Source organism: Paenibacillus sp. FSL R10-2782 (assembly GCF_038592985.1).
In the GTDB taxonomy this organism is placed as follows: Bacteria; Bacillota; Bacilli; order Paenibacillales; family Paenibacillaceae; genus Paenibacillus; species Paenibacillus terrae_C.
The window spans coordinates 3,630,698-3,647,579 of the sequence record NZ_CP151951.1 but is presented as its reverse complement, the minus strand read 5'-3'; the positions used below and the strand labels follow the sequence as shown (position 1 = coordinate 3,647,579).

14 protein-coding genes and 1 other annotated feature are annotated in these 16,882 nt (G+C 47.1%); of the genes, 10 read left to right on the top strand and 4 right to left on the bottom strand.

Going from position 1 to position 16,882, the window contains the following annotated elements; all coding sequences use genetic code 11:
- Positions 1-6: 6 nt before the first annotated feature.
- The gene (locus NST83_RS16475; protein WP_137061842.1) at positions 7-393 is read right to left on the bottom strand and encodes a tautomerase family protein; all 387 of its coding nucleotides are present in this window, start codon (positions 391-393) and stop codon (positions 7-9) included.
- Positions 394-566: 173 nt separating this feature from the next.
- Positions 567-824: a binding site (T-box leader), on the top strand.
- Between the two features lie 61 nt (positions 825-885).
- Between NST83_RS16475 and leuS the strand changes: the two genes are divergently transcribed.
- Entirely contained in the window at positions 886-3,324 is a 2,439-nt protein-coding gene (gene leuS, locus NST83_RS16470) for a leucine--tRNA ligase (protein WP_342414947.1), read from the top strand.
- Here leuS and comER read toward each other — a convergent pair.
- Positions 3,305-4,150 (bottom strand): late competence protein ComER, encoded by an 846-nt coding sequence (comER, locus tag NST83_RS16465; protein WP_342414946.1) that lies wholly within the window; start codon positions 4,148-4,150, stop codon positions 3,305-3,307. The two genes, leuS and comER, sit on opposite strands and share 20 nt — an antisense overlap.
- A 281-nt stretch (positions 4,151-4,431) precedes the next feature.
- On the opposite strand from comER, the gene NST83_RS16460 reads away from it, so the two are divergent.
- The 3 genes from NST83_RS16460 to NST83_RS16450 all read left to right on the top strand — a co-directional run bounded on the left by NST83_RS16460 (position 4,432) and on the right by NST83_RS16450 (position 8,581).
- Positions 4,432-5,070, top strand: a complete 639-nt coding sequence (locus NST83_RS16460) for a ComEA family DNA-binding protein (RefSeq protein WP_342414945.1) — start codon at positions 4,432-4,434, stop codon at positions 5,068-5,070.
- Positions 5,071-5,154: 84 nt separating this feature from the next.
- Complete coding sequence (locus tag NST83_RS16455; RefSeq protein ID WP_137061846.1) at positions 5,155-5,673, top strand: dCMP deaminase family protein; 519 nt, start codon at positions 5,155-5,157, stop codon at positions 5,671-5,673.
- A gap of 232 nt (positions 5,674-5,905) precedes the next feature.
- Positions 5,906-8,581, top strand: coding sequence for a ComEC/Rec2 family competence protein (locus tag NST83_RS16450; protein WP_342417974.1), 2,676 nt, complete (start codon positions 5,906-5,908; stop codon positions 8,579-8,581).
- A gap of 89 nt (positions 8,582-8,670) precedes the next feature.
- Here NST83_RS16450 and NST83_RS16445 read toward each other — a convergent pair whose 3' ends face one another.
- On the bottom strand, positions 8,671-9,342 hold the full coding sequence (locus tag NST83_RS16445) for a TetR/AcrR family transcriptional regulator (RefSeq protein WP_283652566.1): 672 nt from the start codon (positions 9,340-9,342) through the stop codon (positions 8,671-8,673).
- 174 nt (positions 9,343-9,516) lie between these two features.
- On the opposite strand from NST83_RS16445, the gene NST83_RS16440 reads away from it, so the two are divergent.
- The 5 genes from NST83_RS16440 to holA all read left to right on the top strand — a co-directional run bounded on the left by NST83_RS16440 (position 9,517) and on the right by holA (position 15,098).
- Positions 9,517-10,488, top strand: a complete 972-nt coding sequence (locus NST83_RS16440) for an aldo/keto reductase (protein ID WP_283652565.1) — start codon at positions 9,517-9,519, stop codon at positions 10,486-10,488.
- Positions 10,489-10,642: 154 nt separating this feature from the next.
- A complete protein-coding gene (locus NST83_RS16435; RefSeq protein WP_342414944.1) occupies positions 10,643-11,632 on the top strand; it encodes an iron-hydroxamate ABC transporter substrate-binding protein in 990 nt (329 codons plus the stop codon).
- Between the two features lie 229 nt (positions 11,633-11,861).
- Complete coding sequence (locus NST83_RS16430; protein WP_014282534.1) at positions 11,862-12,410, top strand: sigma-70 family RNA polymerase sigma factor; 549 nt, start codon at positions 11,862-11,864, stop codon at positions 12,408-12,410.
- Positions 12,407-13,852, top strand: a complete 1,446-nt coding sequence (locus tag NST83_RS16425; RefSeq protein WP_342414943.1) for a zf-HC2 domain-containing protein — start codon at positions 12,407-12,409, stop codon at positions 13,850-13,852. Before NST83_RS16430 ends, NST83_RS16425 begins: the two co-directional genes overlap by 4 nt.
- Positions 13,853-14,066: 214 nt before the next feature.
- On the top strand, positions 14,067-15,098 hold the full coding sequence (gene holA / locus NST83_RS16420; RefSeq protein ID WP_342414942.1) for a DNA polymerase III subunit delta: 1,032 nt from the start codon (positions 14,067-14,069) through the stop codon (positions 15,096-15,098).
- 134 nt (positions 15,099-15,232) lie between these two features.
- Here the strand turns inward: holA and rpsT are convergent, their stop codons facing one another.
- Positions 15,233-15,505, bottom strand: coding sequence for a 30S ribosomal protein S20 (rpsT, locus tag NST83_RS16415; RefSeq protein WP_137061850.1), 273 nt, complete (start codon positions 15,503-15,505; stop codon positions 15,233-15,235).
- Positions 15,506-15,703: 198 nt separating this feature from the next.
- On the opposite strand from rpsT, the gene gpr reads away from it, so the two are divergent.
- Positions 15,704-16,705, top strand: coding sequence for a GPR endopeptidase (gene gpr / locus NST83_RS16410; RefSeq protein WP_342417973.1), 1,002 nt, complete (start codon positions 15,704-15,706; stop codon positions 16,703-16,705).
- Positions 16,706-16,882: the final 177 nt, after the last annotated feature.

Genomic DNA, 16,882 nt, shown 5'->3' with positions numbered 1-16,882 from the left:
TCGAAATTATATATTTACTTTATAGTTCAGTTGAAGTTCATCACCTGGTACACCGCGAATGCCCCAATTCTGTTTCGGCGTCTCAAATATAGTAATTTCAAGATCGTGCGGGGCAATGCCTAAATCGTTAATTTTTTGGAATAGCAGCTGGATGAGGTGCTTTTTAGCCTCTGTTGTTCTGCCTTCAAACACACTAATTTCAATAATGGTGTATGCCTCCGAGCGATCGTGGGCAAATACGAAGTCTTCCTGATTCATAGGGAAAAAACGATGAAACCTTTTGTCGGGGGGATATTGGAACGCATCCACCACAGCGGAATGAATCACATCTGAAAGTTGCTCCTTGATCGGATTCAGGGCTTCTTTTATTCCGTAAATTTTAATTTGTGCCATGTCTCAGCTCACCTTTCTCAACTCATCTCATCTCAATCTGGCTCGGCTAATTATAAAACATTTGCCTCCGTGTGTCATGTAGCAAACGAATGAAGTTGGTGTTTAGCACCAAATGCAGTCCTTATTTGACTTTTTTCGCGGTTTTCAATATAATAGTGCCATTATTAACGGTTAAACAATCGCTGATGAGGAATAGTAGTTTTGTCTGGACATGTAGAGAGCCGGCGGATGGTGCAAGCCGGTTGACAGTGCAAAGTGAACTCGCCTCGGAGATATGCGCCCAACGCAGGAATGCCCTATACAGGTGCTTGTACCCTGTTATTAACCCGCATCGGATCACCTCCGTTATCAGGTGCAAAGGGAGTAGAAGGCGAAGAACGCTTTCTGCTAACTAGGGTGGTACCACGGGAATATAACCTCTCGTCCCTAGCGCTGACACGCTACGGGATGCAGAGGTTTTTTTGTTGCATACCGTTTGAGGAGGAATTGATAATGACAGACACACAGCCGAAGCACGGCTATCAACCGCAAAGTATTGAACCAAAATGGCAGAAATATTGGGATGAGAACAAAACGTTCCGTACCGGGGAAGAGCAGGGTAAGCCGAAGTTTTATGCTTTGGATATGTTCCCGTACCCGTCAGGAGCTGGTCTGCATGTAGGCCACCCAGAAGGCTACACGGCAACGGATATTGTTTCACGCTATAAAAGAATGCGCGGCTACAACGTACTGCATCCGATGGGTTGGGACGCCTTCGGTCTGCCTGCCGAGCAACATGCGCTGGATACGGGAGAGCATCCACGTGAAATTACGGTGAAAAATGTGAATAACTTCCGCCGTCAAATCAAATCGCTTGGCTTTTCATACGACTGGGATCGTGAAATCAGCACAACAGACCCCGATTACTACAAATGGACACAGTGGATTTTCATCCAGCTGTACAAGCGCGGTCTTGCTTATGTAGCTGAAGTGCCTGTGAACTGGTGTCCTGCATTGGGAACGGTGCTGGCCAATGAAGAAGTTATTGACGGCAAGAGTGAGCGTGGCGGTCATCCGGTTATCCGCAAACCAATGCGTCAATGGATGCTGAAAATTACGGAATATGCGGACCGTCTGCTGGACGATTTGGAGGAGCTGGATTGGTCCGAAAGCATTAAGGATATGCAGCGGAACTGGATTGGCAAGTCTACCGGGGCAGAGGTTCATTTTCCAATTGAAGGCCATGACAAGCAATTGACGGTATTTACAACCCGCCCGGATACGCTGTTCGGCGCAAGCTACTGTGTGCTGGCTCCTGAGCAGGAATTGGTGGATGTTATCACTACACCTGAGCAAAAGGCTGCCGTAAATCAATACCGTGAACAAGCTGCCCGTAAAAGCGATCTGGAGCGCACGGATTTGGCAAAGGATAAAACGGGTGTCTTCACAGGCGCTTATGCAGTGAATCCGGTGAACGGTGAAAAGCTGCCGATCTGGATCGCCGACTATGTGCTGGCTGGCTACGGAACAGGCGCGATCATGGCTGTACCAGGTCACGACACACGTGACTGGGAATTTGCGAAGCAATTCGGGCTGAATATCATTGAGGTTGTCCAAGGTGGGGACGTGGCTAAAGAGCCATACACCGAGGATGGTCCGCACGTCAATTCAGGTCCGCTGAATGGACTTACGAATGAGGAAGCCATTCCGAAGATGATTGAATGGTTGGAAGCCGAGGGTAAGGGGCAAGGAAAAGTGACGTACCGCTTGCGCGACTGGCTGTTCAGCCGTCAACGCTATTGGGGCGAGCCGATTCCGGTGATTCATCTGGAAGATGGAACGATCAAAACAGTTCCCGAGGATCAGTTGCCGCTCGTACTGCCGGAAATGGATAACATCAAGCCTTCAGGCACAGGGGAGTCCCCGTTGGCGAATGCGACGGATTGGGTAGAAACTATTGATCCCGAGACGGGCTTGAAAGCACGACGCGAGACAAACACCATGCCACAATGGGCGGGAAGCTGCTGGTATTACCTGCGCTATATTGATCCGCACAATGATAAAGAGCCTGTATCCAAGGAGAAGCAGCGTGAATGGTTGCCTGTGGATCTGTACATCGGTGGTGCGGAACATGCGGTTCTTCACTTGCTGTATGCCCGTTTCTGGCACAAGGTGCTGTATGATATCGGCGTTGTAGAAACAAAAGAGCCTTTCTACAAACTGGTCAACCAGGGTATGATTCTAGGCAACAATAATGAAAAAATGAGTAAATCACGCGGTAATGTCATCAACCCTGACGATATTGTGAATACATTTGGCGCTGATACGTTGCGTATTTATGAGATGTTTATGGGGCCACTGGAGGCGACTAAGCCATGGAGCGAAAACGGGGTTGAGGGAGCGCATCGTTTTCTGTCCCGTGTATGGCGTCTGTTCGTTTCCGAGGATGGTAGCCTGAACGATAAAATTACAAATGAAGGCGGCAGTGATGAGCTCAATCGGACCTGGCATAAAACGCTTAAAAAAGTAACCGAGGATCTGGATGCGCTGCGCTTCAATACGGCGATCAGCCAACTGATGATTTTCACCAACGATGCATACAAAGCAGACCGTCTGCCGCGTGCAGCAATGGAAAACTTCGTGCAGATGCTGTCGCCGCTTGCACCGCATTTGGCCGAGGAACTGTGGCAGTTGCTGGGACACAACGAAAGCATTACTTACGCGGCTTGGCCTGCTTATGATGAAACATGGACGGTGGATGCCGAAGTGGAAATTGTGGTGCAGGTGAACGGTAAAATCGTGCAGCGTGCGACGATAGCCAAGGACCTTGACACCAAAGCGATGGAGGCGTTCGCTCTGTCGCTGGACAACGTTCAGCAGGCGCTTGCCGGTAAATCGGTCCGCAAGGTGATTGCAGTACCGGGCAAACTGGTCAATATTGTTGCGGGTTAATCGGCTTTAAGCCAAAGGAGGCATCTATCTTTTGCATGTCCTCCTCGTACTTGTTGTGCGTGGCCTGTATCAGCTCTGGAAAGACGCTGTGCAGGCTGATGTCCAGCAGTGCGAGGGCTTCAGCGGTAATACCTCCGGGAACTGCTACCCTCGCCTGCAACTCGGCTGGTGTCATTCCGCCCTCTGTAAGCAGCTTACCTGTGCCAATAATCATTTCACCAGCAAGGGCACATAGCTCCGTACGGTCTATACCCGTGGCCTGAACCGCAGCATGAATCCACTGATCCATAAAAAAGGCCAAGAAAGCAGGGCCACAGCTGGAAAAATCCGACGTAATACGCGTATGGGATTCCTTAACCCGAATCGGCCTGCTAATGTGGGACATAAGCTCTTCCAGAAGGGAGCGATCCTCCTCTGTAATCCGGCTGCCATGGATGCATAGTGAGGCTCCGCTGCCTACCTGGTGGGTAATGCTAGGAATAATTTTGGACACTTTGGCTTTCAGTGAATGCTCCAAGATGCGTATCTGTACCGGACTTGTAATAGAAACGACGATTTGCTCTTCTGTAATGGCGTTGCGTATTTCATCCGTTACGGCTTTTGATTCCAGCGGCTTCACGCAGATAAACAGGATATCGCTATCCGCTGCCGTCTCACGGTTGCTTTGGGCTGCATGTAATCCTGGATAACGACGGGCCAGCTCGGCTACCTTGGAATACGTTCGATTGCTTGCTGATATTTGCTGTGGTTTAAGTGCGTTGGAATGAATAAAAGATTCAATCAGCAGACTTCCCATGCTGCCAGTCCCGATAAATCCAACTTTCATCGTTCAACGTCCTCCTTTCATACTTTGCGGTATAGACGCTGTCATTCTTCTTAGTGTATGCACCCGGTCTTGGCCGACATGACGAATTTTATGTCTGAGCATGTTAGATTGTGCCCTAGGTCGTACCTCTCTTTGGAAAATGGCTCACAGCGAGACCGTATGGAGGTTGTTTACATCCTCCGGTTAACGGGAATAGGACAGGCTTGCTCTGTTCGATTGAGACGCTGTATTGAGTGGCTCACTTTCCCTAAAATCTATGTGGAGAAGGGGACAAAATGGAAATGAACCGCGTATGGACTGGAACGGCAATAGTGCTTTCCCTAATCGGTAGTGGGCTTATTCTGTTTGCTGGTGGGCAGCGTCCAGAGCCGGAAGAAGAGTGGCAGGTGCTTAATCATAAGGTGGAGCAGGCTTTAGCGGTAGAGCCGGAGCAAAATGAGTCACGAAGCAATAGCGGCCAGACTCAGGGAAAGAGTGCTGTAGCCGAAGCCTCAGGCAAAGCTGAACGCATTTCGGGTGGCGAAGGAGCTGGCCATGTGAAGCGTGATGCTGTACAGGATTCTGCTGGTGCATCGGTCGATGGAAGCGAAAGCTCCAGTACCATAAAGCAGTCTGAGGTGATGGATTCTAGTTCCGTTACTTCCGTTACTGGCGTTGAAAGCTCGAATGCCACGACGAACAGGTCGAATACAGCAGGCGATCCGGTTGCTTCATCCGCTTCCGGTGAAAAAAAGGTGAACATTAATACGGCGACTGCTGCCGAGTTAATGGAACTGCCAGGGGTTGGGGCTAAAAAGGCCGAAGCGATCTTAAACTATCGTAATCAGCACGGGCCGTTCAGACGTGTGAGCGATTTGGATCATGTGAAGGGCATTGGCGCGAAAATGTTAGCGAAAATGAAGCCTTATGTCAGCTTATAATTACATAAGTGGACGATGTGCAGGCTATCAGAATAGCTAAGCGGATATATTACGTTGTAACTTGTTTTTACGGGAGAGATGGATATGAGTGCAGATGTACGCAAGGACTGGGACACCTATTTTATGGATATCGCTTATATGGTATCCACCCGTTCGCGCTGCTCGCGGCGTCATGTTGGAGCCGTACTTGTACAAGGCAAAAAGCTTTTGGGCACAGCCTATAATGGTGCACCATCCGGGGTACCTGATTGCTCTGAGGCAGGCTGTATGATTTCGGAGGAATACGAGGTCGTGCATCGCGAGGGGCGGGAGGAAATGATTAAGAAGCAGCGCTGTATCCGCACGATTCATGCGGAGCAGAACTTGCTGCTGTTCACCGACCGCATTGATCGTGAGGGGTCCTCAGTATATGTGACCGACCAGCCGTGCTGGACGTGTGCCAACATGCTGGCGAACAGCGGCATTGTGGAAATCGTATACCACCGACCTTACCCAAAGGATGCCGACAAGGTTCGTGGCATGATGGAGCAAAAAGGGATTGCCTTTCGTATGCTGGATAACTATCATCCACCGAAAGAAACGCTGATGGATGTTATGAATTAAAATGTATGAATTAAGACTTGATGAATTTAAGAGTAACCGAGGAAGAACCTCTGACGAATGCTATTTTGTCAGGGGTTCTTTTTGTTTTGCTGTTTGGACACAGAACAGTATTTTGCTACCGGGAGGTGGTTGTATTCAAGCCAAACTTGTTTTAAGCAGACCTATCTTGACCCTTACTGTATGCTGGATTACGGGAAGTGCAGGAGCTTGTTTGTATTCTGGAAGTATGCTTCTGTTGCTCTGGGCGGGTGTCACGCTGATTTTTCCTCTTATAGCTCTATTGATGAAAATTCCAGTCCGGCACGTAGTGTTGCTATGGCTTGCCTTGAGCGGGGGTGGATTCCATTGGGCTTGGCATGATACCCATAATGTGAGCCACATTCCCGATGCCCTTCATGTATCGGTTTCCAAGCTGGAAGATATGCCTGTTCAAGCTTCGGGATTTATCGCTTCCGAGGTGCAGGTAGACGGTGACCGGGCACAGTTTGAGATGAGGGTTACTGCAATAAGCAATATGGGAAGTGATTCTCAAAGTGACACTTTTCAGGGCGGGGTTGGAAAGAGCGAAGCTATTTCTGAACAGGTTATCGTACACATCAAGCTGGCTGCCAAACAGGAACAGCAACTGGCGGCAGGATGGCAGCGTGGAGATGCAGTTCAACTGCGTGGCAGCTTAAAGGCTCCTGCAAAAGCGGGGAACTTTGGCGGCTTTGATTACAATGAATACCTGCATACACAGGAGATTCACTGGCTTTTCAAAGGGAATGGGGCCGCTTCGCTACAGAAGCAGCAAGCTTCGCAGTGGAACCGTTACACCTTGTTCAGGTGGAATGATCAGCTTAGGGAGCAATTAGGGCAACGGATGGAATCGGCATTTGGTTCTCTTCATCACGCAGGATACATGAAAGGACTTGTACTAGGAGTTACGGATGAGCTGGACCCGGCAACGTATAACGAATTTACGCAGCTTGGATTAACGCATATTTTAGCGATATCCGGTATGCATGTGGCGGTATATGCAGCTACACTACTGTATTTGTTCAAGCTATTGCGAGTGAGTCGTGAGACGTCTCTTACGGTCGTGATGGTGCTTATTCCGGCTTATGTACTGCTGACAGGTGCTTCTCCCTCTGTTGTGAGGGCGGGGATAATGGCTATGATCGGCCTGTTTGCAGCCAGACGGGGAATGCTTAAGGACGGACTTAGCATTTTAAGTGTGTCTGCGTTATTGATGTTGCTTTGGAATCCGTATTACCTGCTTAGTGTCAGTTTTCAGCTTTCTTTTCTGGTAACAGCCGGACTGCTCATTTATATGCCGCTGATGAAGCCGTTTTTCGCCAAATGGCCTCTTCTGATCGGCGGCGAAATTGCGATTACGATCACAGCACAGCTTGTTTCGTTTCCGATGACAGTCTTCTACTTTAATCAGTTTTCGCTGCTATCGTTTGCGGCTAATTTTGTGCTTGTTCCACTTATTACGTATATCGTGCTTCCACTGGGTACGGTGGCGATGGGAATCGCCTTTCTATGGAAGGACGGGGGACGTATCCTGGCATGGCCAGCAGAGCAGCTGAACGAGCTGACCTTTTGGCTTGTAAAATGGATGAACGTGGATGACGCTTATGTGAGTATTTGGCCGTCTTCCTCCATTCTGTGGGTCATAGCGTATTATGCTGCTTTGTACAGTATTCTGTACTGGCTCAGAACATGGATGATATCTCGAAGGCGAACAGATGAATCTCTGGGCTTGGAGGTAGCGCTGGATAAGGACAAGGGGAGGCTTTCAGCCGGACGCAATTTGGTGGGACAAAGCACATCCGTCCCCATGCCATCACCCATACATACAGGATTAGCGGCATCTGCGGAGTGGGCAGCTATATTGCAGACAGAGCGTGAGCCTGAAGGAGCAGGCAAATATGCACGTCGACAGTGGAATGGTTATAGTCATTTGGCGCTGGCCGTAAGCGGTATTGCCTGGCTTGGCATTCTGTGTATAGGTTATATAACTCCAGGTGATGGGAATACGGGAATGGTTCAATACCTGGATGTGGGCCAAGGCGACAGCATTTTGATTACAACGCCGAGTGGTAAACACATTTTGGTGGATGGTGGGGGCACGATGGATTTTACGACAGGAAAAAATGCTTGGCGTAAGCGAAAAGACCCCTACGAGGTAGGTGAGGATACGATTGTGCCCTTATTGAAGCAGCGCGGTGTACATCGGCTGGATGCTGTCATTTTAACGCATGGAGATCATGACCACGCTGGGGGATTGCAGGCTGTGCTTGACCAGATTCCAGTATCGGCCTTGGTTTTGAACGGCACCCTGACAGACAAGGCACCTTTCCGCAAGCTATTGAACACGGCTGTAAACAAGCAGGTCAAGCTGTACGGTGCGCATTATGGTATGGAGTGGAGACCGGATCAGGATACGAAAATCCGCTTTATTCATCCGCTTCCGTTGCAGGAGGACGAAACCGGAAGTTTGCCCGTTGTGAAGGAACAAAATCATTATTCCGTTGCAATGATATTGGAGATGGAGGGGGCTTCCTTTTTGTTCACAGGAGATATGGATGATGCAGCAGAATCGTTGTTGCTCTCCGAGTTAACTCATTCTCCATTCCATACCGAAGCAAAAGGGGAAACGGTGGCTGTAAGGCAAGTGGTAGACGTCATGAAAATAGCACATCACGGTAGCAAGCATTCCACCTCGGAAGAATGGTTATCCTACTGGCGACCGAAGGTATCCGTCATTTCAGTCGGAGCGAGCAACACGTATGGGCATCCAAATGAAGCGGTATTGGGTCGTTTATCGGCGGTTGATTCTGCTATATATCGGACAGATACGATGGGAGAGGTGCAAATCCGTGCGCACCAAGGCAAATTGAGTGTGCGGCACAAAAAATGAAGAGTTTGAAAAATTCTCAAATACAAACAAGCAGGCGCTGTGGCAGCCTGCTTTTAACTTGACCGGAATGGACCTAATTCTCAATGAATTTAGTATAGTTCCTTGGAGATTTTTTGGGCCAGATGCTCAATTCTAGGTATCATCGATGCGTCATCTACGCTTTGAATTTTCTCAGGCTTAAATAATTGAACCTTTTTTAATTGGTAGAAGTCATACAAGACCTGATAAATCGTCAAGTGGTTTAACATTAAGTATTTAATATCAGTCATGGACCGCAATAGCTCATCCTGCAATATTAATAGTTTGCCATTGACTTGGTTGAACACCCCTTTTTGTATGCCCTCTTCATAAAATTCTAACAATTGCTGTTCTTGGAACTGCAACGCTATCCTTAAGCGATCATACTTCTCAGGATATATGTGCTCCAGTTCATTTAAAAAAATGTCTGTAATATATACAGCAAGTAAAATTGATTTTTCAAAAAGCTGCTGAAACCGAGTCCCGTACAATTGATCTGTATCCAATGAATCCATAACCAATTCGTTGATAAACTCAATAAAATTGTTCACAACGTATTCTATAACTTCTTCTTTCGTTGAAAAGTATTTATATAAGGTTGCTCTACTTATATCCATAATTTTTGCGATTTCATCCATACGTAATGTCTGAAATCCGTGTTTTTTTACATAGGGAGCCAGCTTCATGCTGAGTTTAATGCATGTCTCGTTTTTTTTATCTATTACCTTGCTATCGTCGGTCACATCATTAGCCTCCAATCCTGCTTTATTATAACTGATATCCATAATGGAATATATATTATACACCCCAAAAACTATATAGACAAAAAACGTATATTTTGTTTGAATTGTGTTTTTTGATGTGCTATGATGAATCTCGAAGTTAAAAAATGAAGATTTGGAAGAGAGGTCAACTACATGAAAACACGTAACCTGGGCAATAGTGATTTGGTCGTTTCATCTCTTGGTTTGGGTTTAATGGGCATGTCTCCTGGAATATACGGTGAAACTAATGATGACGAATCGATTCGGACGATTCATCGCGCTTTAGAGTTAGGTGTCACCTTGCTGGATACTGCGGATGTATATGGTAATGGACATAATGAGGAGCTACTGGGACGAGCTTTAAAAGGCCGCAGGGAACAAGCCGTTATTGCTACAAAGTTTGCTTTTGGCCCTAATTTTGAAGGCATTAATGGTCATCCGGATTATGTAAAAAAGGCAGCAGACGAAAGTCTTCGTCGGTTAGGTGTGGACTATATTGATCTTTATTACCAGCACCGGGTAGATCCGAATGTTCCTATTGAGGAAACCGTAGGGGCTATGGCTGAGCTTGTAAAGACCGGGAAAGTTCGTTATCTCGGCTTGTCAGAGGCATCTGCTGCTACAGTTCGTCGCGCACATGCGGTACATCCCATCTCTGCTTTACAAACCGAATATTCTCTGTGGAGTCGGGAGATTGAGGATGAAATCCTGCCTGTGATAAAAGAATTGGGAATCACGCTTGTGGGTTACAGCCCTTTGAGCAGAGGCTTTATTTCCGGCGAGTTGCGTAAATTTGAGGATCTTGAAGCTAGTGATGTTCGCAGATATATGCCGCGCTTCCAAGGTGATAATTTCCAGAAAAATGTTGATCTTGTCGATAAGATTAAAGAAGTTGCCCAAGAGAAGAATTGCACTCCTTCCCAATTAGCATTAGCATGGACCATAGCGAATGGCGCATTGCCAATTCCAGGAACCAAACGTGTAAAATATTTGGAGGAAAATGCAACATCCGTGGATGTTGAACTGACCACAGAAGATTTAGCTCTCATCGAAGCCGTGAGTCCCAAAAATAAGGTGCATGGCAGCCGATATGCTGATGCCCAATTGGACACTTTGGATCAATAAGCACAAGAGCGACTCAGGTAAAACACTAAAACATATGCTCACTCTAAGGAGTGGGCTTTTTGCTATTAACACAACCTGCATGGACATAACCTAAGAGCTTTGATAGAATCTAATAGTATTGAAAATGAGAATCATTATTAATGAGAGGACTATTGTGAACTATTTAAAATTCCGAACTTTGGCTTGCCTGTTGATTATTTCATTAATGCTGGTACTGAGCGCATGCGCTACGAATGGAGGAGGAATGGCAACGGATAATGGGACAACGGCTGATTCCAAAACTGCATCTACTGGAAATGAAATTGCCACACGTACATATGAAAGCGATAAAGGTACAGTCACTATTCCTGAACATCCACAGCGTGTCGTTGTAGCGGTCGGCGACTATGTAGGCGATGTTCTTGCACTTGGGATTACACCTGTAGGGGCTCCAGACACTGTATTCGATGCTCCATACTATAAAAAATACTTAAATGGTGTTGAAAATATCGGTAATAGCTCCGCACTGTCCCTTGAAAAGGTGACCACCCTGAATCCGGATCTGATCATTACCTATGATGAGAAAGCTTATGAAAATCTAAAAAAAATAGCGCCTACTGTATTTATTCCATATGGTACATATAATTATAAGGACCGTTTGATGGAATTGGGCAAGGTGTTGAACAAGGAGCAGGAAGCGAAGAAATGCCTGGCTGATTTTGCGTCCAGGATTGCTGAGAAGAAACAGGCCTTGTCTGATGTTATTGAATCAGATAAAAAAATTGCTATTTTTGAGATAACAGGCAAAGAATTATATCTCTATGGCAAGTCCTATGGACGGGGAGGAGCCGTACTTTACGATGAGTTGGGACTTCATGCCCCGGCGAAGGTAGAAAAGGTGGCGTTCAAACAGGGCTGGGCCAGTATTTCCATGGAGGCTTTACCAGAGATGCTGGGCGATGCAGATTACCTGATGCTGGGGATTAGGGGGGATGGAGTAGAGCAGGGGAAAGATATTGAATCTAAAAGCGTATGGAAAAATATTCCTTCTGTTAAAGCAGGGAAAATTTATCAGTATTCGATTGACGACTTTTATTTTCAGGACCCGATTGCTCTGAATTACCAGTTAGAGCTCATATCGGATTTCCTGATTTCCAAGAAGTAACAATATGCAAGTTCAATTCGACAGATTCCAGCAGATTTTGTGAGTAAGGACTAAGGAAGGTGACGACCTTCCCTTTTTCTGTTATTCTAAGGGAGGCTATAATGGGGAAAATGGGCTTTTTGGTAACATTTTTTACACTATAAAAAATAAAATTATCGTCAGACGTCTATCCTGCAACAATTTGCAAAGGGGAAACGTCTGTAATATTGCAGGGAGAGGGGGATCCTTTGTGGTAGAGCAGGGACTCATTCGAGCCGCTCAATCGGGCGATCGCGACGCTCTCATTACCCTATTAAGAGAGATAGAACAGCATGTGTACCGTACGGCATATTACATTTTAAACAATGAACAGGACGCCATGGATGCTTCACAAGAAGCTCTCATACGGATTTATTCCAAAATTAACTCTTATGAGGAAAAGGCGCAGTTCAAAACCTGGGTTCAACGTATTGTAACGAACATATGTATCGATAAATTCAGGAGGACGAAGCCCTCGGTATCCATTGACGAGCACGACATGATATTCAACGATCCCCAAAATGTGGAGGCCGAGGTCCTGACATCTTACTTGGCACAGGATGTTCGTGAGGCTATACAGCAGCTTCCAGAGCACCACCGGACGGTGATCGTATTGAGATATCTGCAGGATTTCTCTTATAACGAGATTGCCGACTCTCTGGATTTGCCGCTTAATACGGTCAAGTCATACTTGTATCGTGCAAGACAGCAATTGCAAGGGCTACTTCAGGAATATCAGAAAGGTGGTGTATCAGGATGAAGTGTGGGGAAGAGGTGATGGATTGGATGCAGCGTTATGTGGATCATGAGCTGGGCGAAGAAGAGACGTCCCAATTAATGAACCATATTGCGACTTGCCCGGACTGTGCGGAAAAATTTCATATTCTTCAGACGCTCTCCCGCGAGCTGGAGGAATTGCCTGCGGTTTCCCCGGCGTTCAGCCTGGTGGATTCCATCATGCCTCAGCTAGATGCCATTGACCGCGCACGTGAGGAGCAGGGAAGCGCGCTTCAGGAGATGCAGCCTGTAGCTGCCGATCCTGGACCGGGGCCAAGACAGCGCACCCAGCCTATTCCTTGGTGGAACCGGATGAGCGGGCGGGCCGCGATGGGCGTGGCTGCCGCTGCTGTAGTACTGGGCATTGTGATATTCAATTTTGAACCGAAAACGGTGCAGGATGCGGATGGCTTGCTTAATTCCCAATCGCCTGGAGTGATGAGTCAGCAGGAACAGACAGAAGTTCCAAGTACGGTGAATGGAAGCGGAGGCAGCGATGCAGCTATTGGCTCCGATTCGACCAAGCAGCCGTTAGAGCAGGATCAGGGAGCGAACGTAACCCAGCCATTCACAGGGGAGCAATCTGATCCGAGCAAACTGGATGTGAACAGTGCGGATGCTGAAAAGAACCCTTCCAAACAGAATGCTGCACAAAATGAAGATCCACGGACGGGTGAACAAGATTCAACGAAGCATATGCCAGCAGGGCATCCTTCCCATCAGGATCGACAGACGTCAAAAGAAAAATCTGTCGGGCAAGATTCTGCTGCGGATGCTCCTAAGTCTGATGACAAACAGTTAAAGCAGGGAAAATCCGAGCAACAAACGATTGCCCCTGAACAGCAAGGAGAACCAAAAGTAGAAAAAGCACCTATAGCGGGTACGGACACTACTGAAGACAGTAATGACAACAGCACGGCTACTAATGATTCGTCATCGTCTGCCAATCAGGATATGATGATGCAGAATCGGATTGTTTCAAATGATACGTCGAAAGACACGACCTCCAAAGGGGTTACCAAGGATTTGGGGACTACGACAGAGGATATGGGCAGCAATACAGCTTCTAATGATCAACAGCCCTCCGTGTCGCAAAACCCAGTACGCAATGAAGGACTTTCATCGAATTTGATGATCTCTCCGGACAGCAGTAATCCTTCCACCTTTAGCGCCCAAGCGACATCTACAGATCAGCTTAATTCACCTGATGGCAGCTATGCGGTGGTTATTGAGGGCAAAAAGCTGAAAGTATATAAGCTTTCTGAAAATGGTGTAGACCGGACAACGCTGGAAGTACGTACCCTGAAGGGCGCATGGGTCAAAGGAAGCTGGTCAGAAGACAGCCAAACCTTCATATATGAGACGGAGCAGGATGGTACAGCAAGTAAATATACGTATACCGTTCCGCGTAGTTCCGGCAAATAATTGCTATGAAGATGGCACATTTTTAAAAGCAAAGAATAGATTGTATGAACCGACGTCTTATCCCGACGGCCGAAAGTTTCTAGAGCTTTCTGCTTCCGTGTTGATATAGATGGTGGTGAAGGGATCTTGCCTATTGGCAGGGTCCTTTCGTTTGTATAATGACTTGCCTTCCGACCAGATGTCGGGTACGATCAATGAATGGGGGGTACGGTGAATGGATGCAAAAACAGCCGCTAAGGCTATTCGCAAAGGCGATATTTCGCCAGTGTATTTGCTTTACGGCAGCGAAAAATATCAAATGAAGCAGTTTGTCGATATGCTTAAGGAAAAAGTGGTGGAAGAGGAGCATCGTGACTTTGCCATTATTCCCTACGATCTGACCGAGACGCCGATTGAGGTAGTCGTGGAAGAAGCCGAGACTGCGCCTTTTTTGGTGCCAAAAAAGCTGATTATTGTACGGGACACCAGTGTATTTGCGGCAGGCAAGGATGGCGGTAAGATGGAGCACCGCATTGAAGCGTTGCTGACTTATATGGATAATCCGGCTGACTATAGCATTATCATTTTTACGGTTCAGGCTGAAAAGCTGGATGAACGGAAAAAGATTGTTAAAAGGCTGAAAAGTGACGCCTCGGTTATTGCCTTCACTCCGTTGGGTGGAGATGATCTGGTGGCATGGATTCATAAGCGTGCAGCGGAAAGAGAAGTCCAATTGGCGGCGGGAGCTGCTGAAAGTCTCATTCAATATACGGGGACCGGGCTGCAATCACTGGCTGCCGAGATAGACAAGCTGTGCCTGTATGCGGGAGCGCAGGGTACCATCTCTACTGCAGATATTGAATCGCTTGTGCCTCGTAGTACGGAACAAAATGTGTTTGCGATGGTCGAGGATTTGGCTAATTTGCGGCTGGATAAGGCGCTTAGTATTTTTTATGAGTTGCTTAAGCAAAAAGAGGAACCGATCAAGATTGCAGCTTTGGTCACACGACAGTTCCGTATTATGTTGCAGGTCAAGGAACTGATGGGTCAAAGCTATTCCCAGCAGCAAATTGCAAGTCAGCTTAGTTTGCATCCATATGGGGTGAAAGTTGCCGGTGAGCAGGCTCGGAGATTCCGTCCTGAGCAGCTGCGACAGCTTCTCTACGACTTAGGCGAGCTGGATTACCGTATGAAAACCGGGATTGTTGACAAGGTGCTGGGGCTGGAGATGTTTTTGCTGAAAATGGGCGCGGGGGCTTCGGTCTAATCCGGCCCGTTTGCCGAGCGTTTTAATGAAAGGTTAACTAGTGTAACGTAGAGTTCAAGCGTGGTGAACTAAAAAATCCTGATCAGCCAAGGCTGGTCAGGATTTTTTCATTAACGTATAAAAGTAGCTCTTGCTTACGCTTGAGCTGTAAGAGCGTTAAGTTTTTTAGCCAAGCGGGATTTCTTGCGAGCAGCTGCATTTTTGTGGATCAGACCTTTAGTTACAGCCTTGTCCAGCTTTTGGGAAGCTACTTTGAAAGCAGCAGCAGCATTTTCAGCTTCGTTATTCACCAACGCTGTATCGGCAGCTTTTACTGCTGTACGAAGCGCGGATTTTTGAGAAGCGTTCAACGCACGGCGTTTATCGCTTGTTTTAACGCGTTTGATAGCGGATTTGATGTTTGGCATTACATTCACCTCCTGTAAAGGCATTACTTATGAACACAAACGTTTCACAACTTAAAATATTTTAGCACGCCACACCTCAAATTGCAATAAGAAAACATTCCGGGCTTGGGTAGAATACAGGATGAAAATGGATGTGCATAAACCTGCTGGGTGTCTCGCACACTATAACCTGAGATGGTATAAAAGGAGGCGTAAATGATGGATTTGGATTTGCAGAAGTATGCGGTACGTACGGATTTGGCGCTGGAGGCAAGAGAACTGGCGGAACGAGATCAGCCAATGCCGCTGGCGGGTATCAACGAGGACGTGGAGGAAGATAACGGTATTAAAATCACGCGTCTGGATGTGCTGAATGAAGAGGGTGCTAACCGTATTGGACGGGTACGGGGGCATTACGTCACGCTGGAAGTGCCCGGCTTACGTGAAGGTGATACCGGGCTCCAGCAACGGGTAGCCATTGCATTTGCGAAGGAGATGGAGCAATTTATACAAAAAATAGGGATCTCCAGTAAGGCACGCGTACTTGTGGTAGGTCTGGGCAACTGGAATGTCACTCCCGATTCACTAGGTCCGCTTGTCGTTGAAAATTTGATGGTGACTCGTCAATTTTTTGAACTGACGCCTGATCAAATCAATCCTGGTTATCGGGATGTGAGTGCGATTGCACCGGGAGTTCTTGGCCTAACGGGGATCGAGTCAAGTGAAATTGTTCAGGGTATCGTTGATCGCACGAAGCCAGAACTGATTATTGCCATTGACGCTCTGGCGTCACGTTCATTGGAGCGCGTCAATACGACCATTCAAGTGGCAGATATCGGGATTCATCCGGGCTCAGGTATTGGTAACAAACGGCGCGGCATCACCAAGGATATTATGGGTGTCCCGTGTATTGCCATCGGCGTTCCAACCGTTTGCTACGCTTCGACCATCGTTAATAATGTAATTGAACTGATGAAAACACATTTTGCCAAGGAAAAGGCTTCTACGAAAGCAATACTGGGGATGCTGGATGATATTTCAGAGCCAGAGAGACTGGGATTGGTGAGAGAGGTACTTCAGCCGCTGGGACATGATCTGATTGTGACCCCCAAGGAGATTGATGAATTTATAGAAGATATTGCGAATATTATTGCCACTGGATTGAACGCCGCCCTGCATGAAGCCGTCGATCCCGGCAATGTCGCCGCTTATACACATTAATGAGGGTTAGTAAAAGCATATTTTAAACACAAAATTCTCTATCTATTAGGTATCCTATCTCTTGCAATAAGGGGTGGGATTTACCTGCGGGTGGAGATTTTTTGTGTTCTAGCAATTGTTCTCCGTTCATAGAGTTGAAGTATAAGAGATTTCCGCTGCTGACTGGAACCTATAGGT

Coding starts and splice junctions, on each gene's coding strand:
- NST83_RS16475 (WP_137061842.1), bottom strand. CDS start 393: ATGGCACAAATTAAAATTTACGGAATAAAAGAAGCCCTGAATCCGATC.
- leuS (WP_342414947.1), top strand. CDS start 886: ATGACAGACACACAGCCGAAGCACGGCTATCAACCGCAAAGTATTGAA.
- comER (WP_342414946.1), bottom strand. CDS start 4,150: ATGAAAGTTGGATTTATCGGGACTGGCAGCATGGGAAGTCTGCTGATT.
- NST83_RS16460 (WP_342414945.1), top strand. CDS start 4,432: ATGAACCGCGTATGGACTGGAACGGCAATAGTGCTTTCCCTAATCGGT.
- NST83_RS16455 (WP_137061846.1), top strand. CDS start 5,155: ATGAGTGCAGATGTACGCAAGGACTGGGACACCTATTTTATGGATATC.
- NST83_RS16440 (WP_283652565.1), top strand. CDS start 9,517: ATGAAAACACGTAACCTGGGCAATAGTGATTTGGTCGTTTCATCTCTT.
- NST83_RS16425 (WP_342414943.1), top strand. CDS start 12,407: ATGAAGTGTGGGGAAGAGGTGATGGATTGGATGCAGCGTTATGTGGAT.
- holA (WP_342414942.1), top strand. CDS start 14,067: ATGGATGCAAAAACAGCCGCTAAGGCTATTCGCAAAGGCGATATTTCG.
- rpsT (WP_137061850.1), bottom strand. CDS start 15,505: ATGCCAAACATCAAATCCGCTATCAAACGCGTTAAAACAAGCGATAAA.
- gpr (WP_342417973.1), top strand. CDS start 15,704: ATGGATTTGGATTTGCAGAAGTATGCGGTACGTACGGATTTGGCGCTG.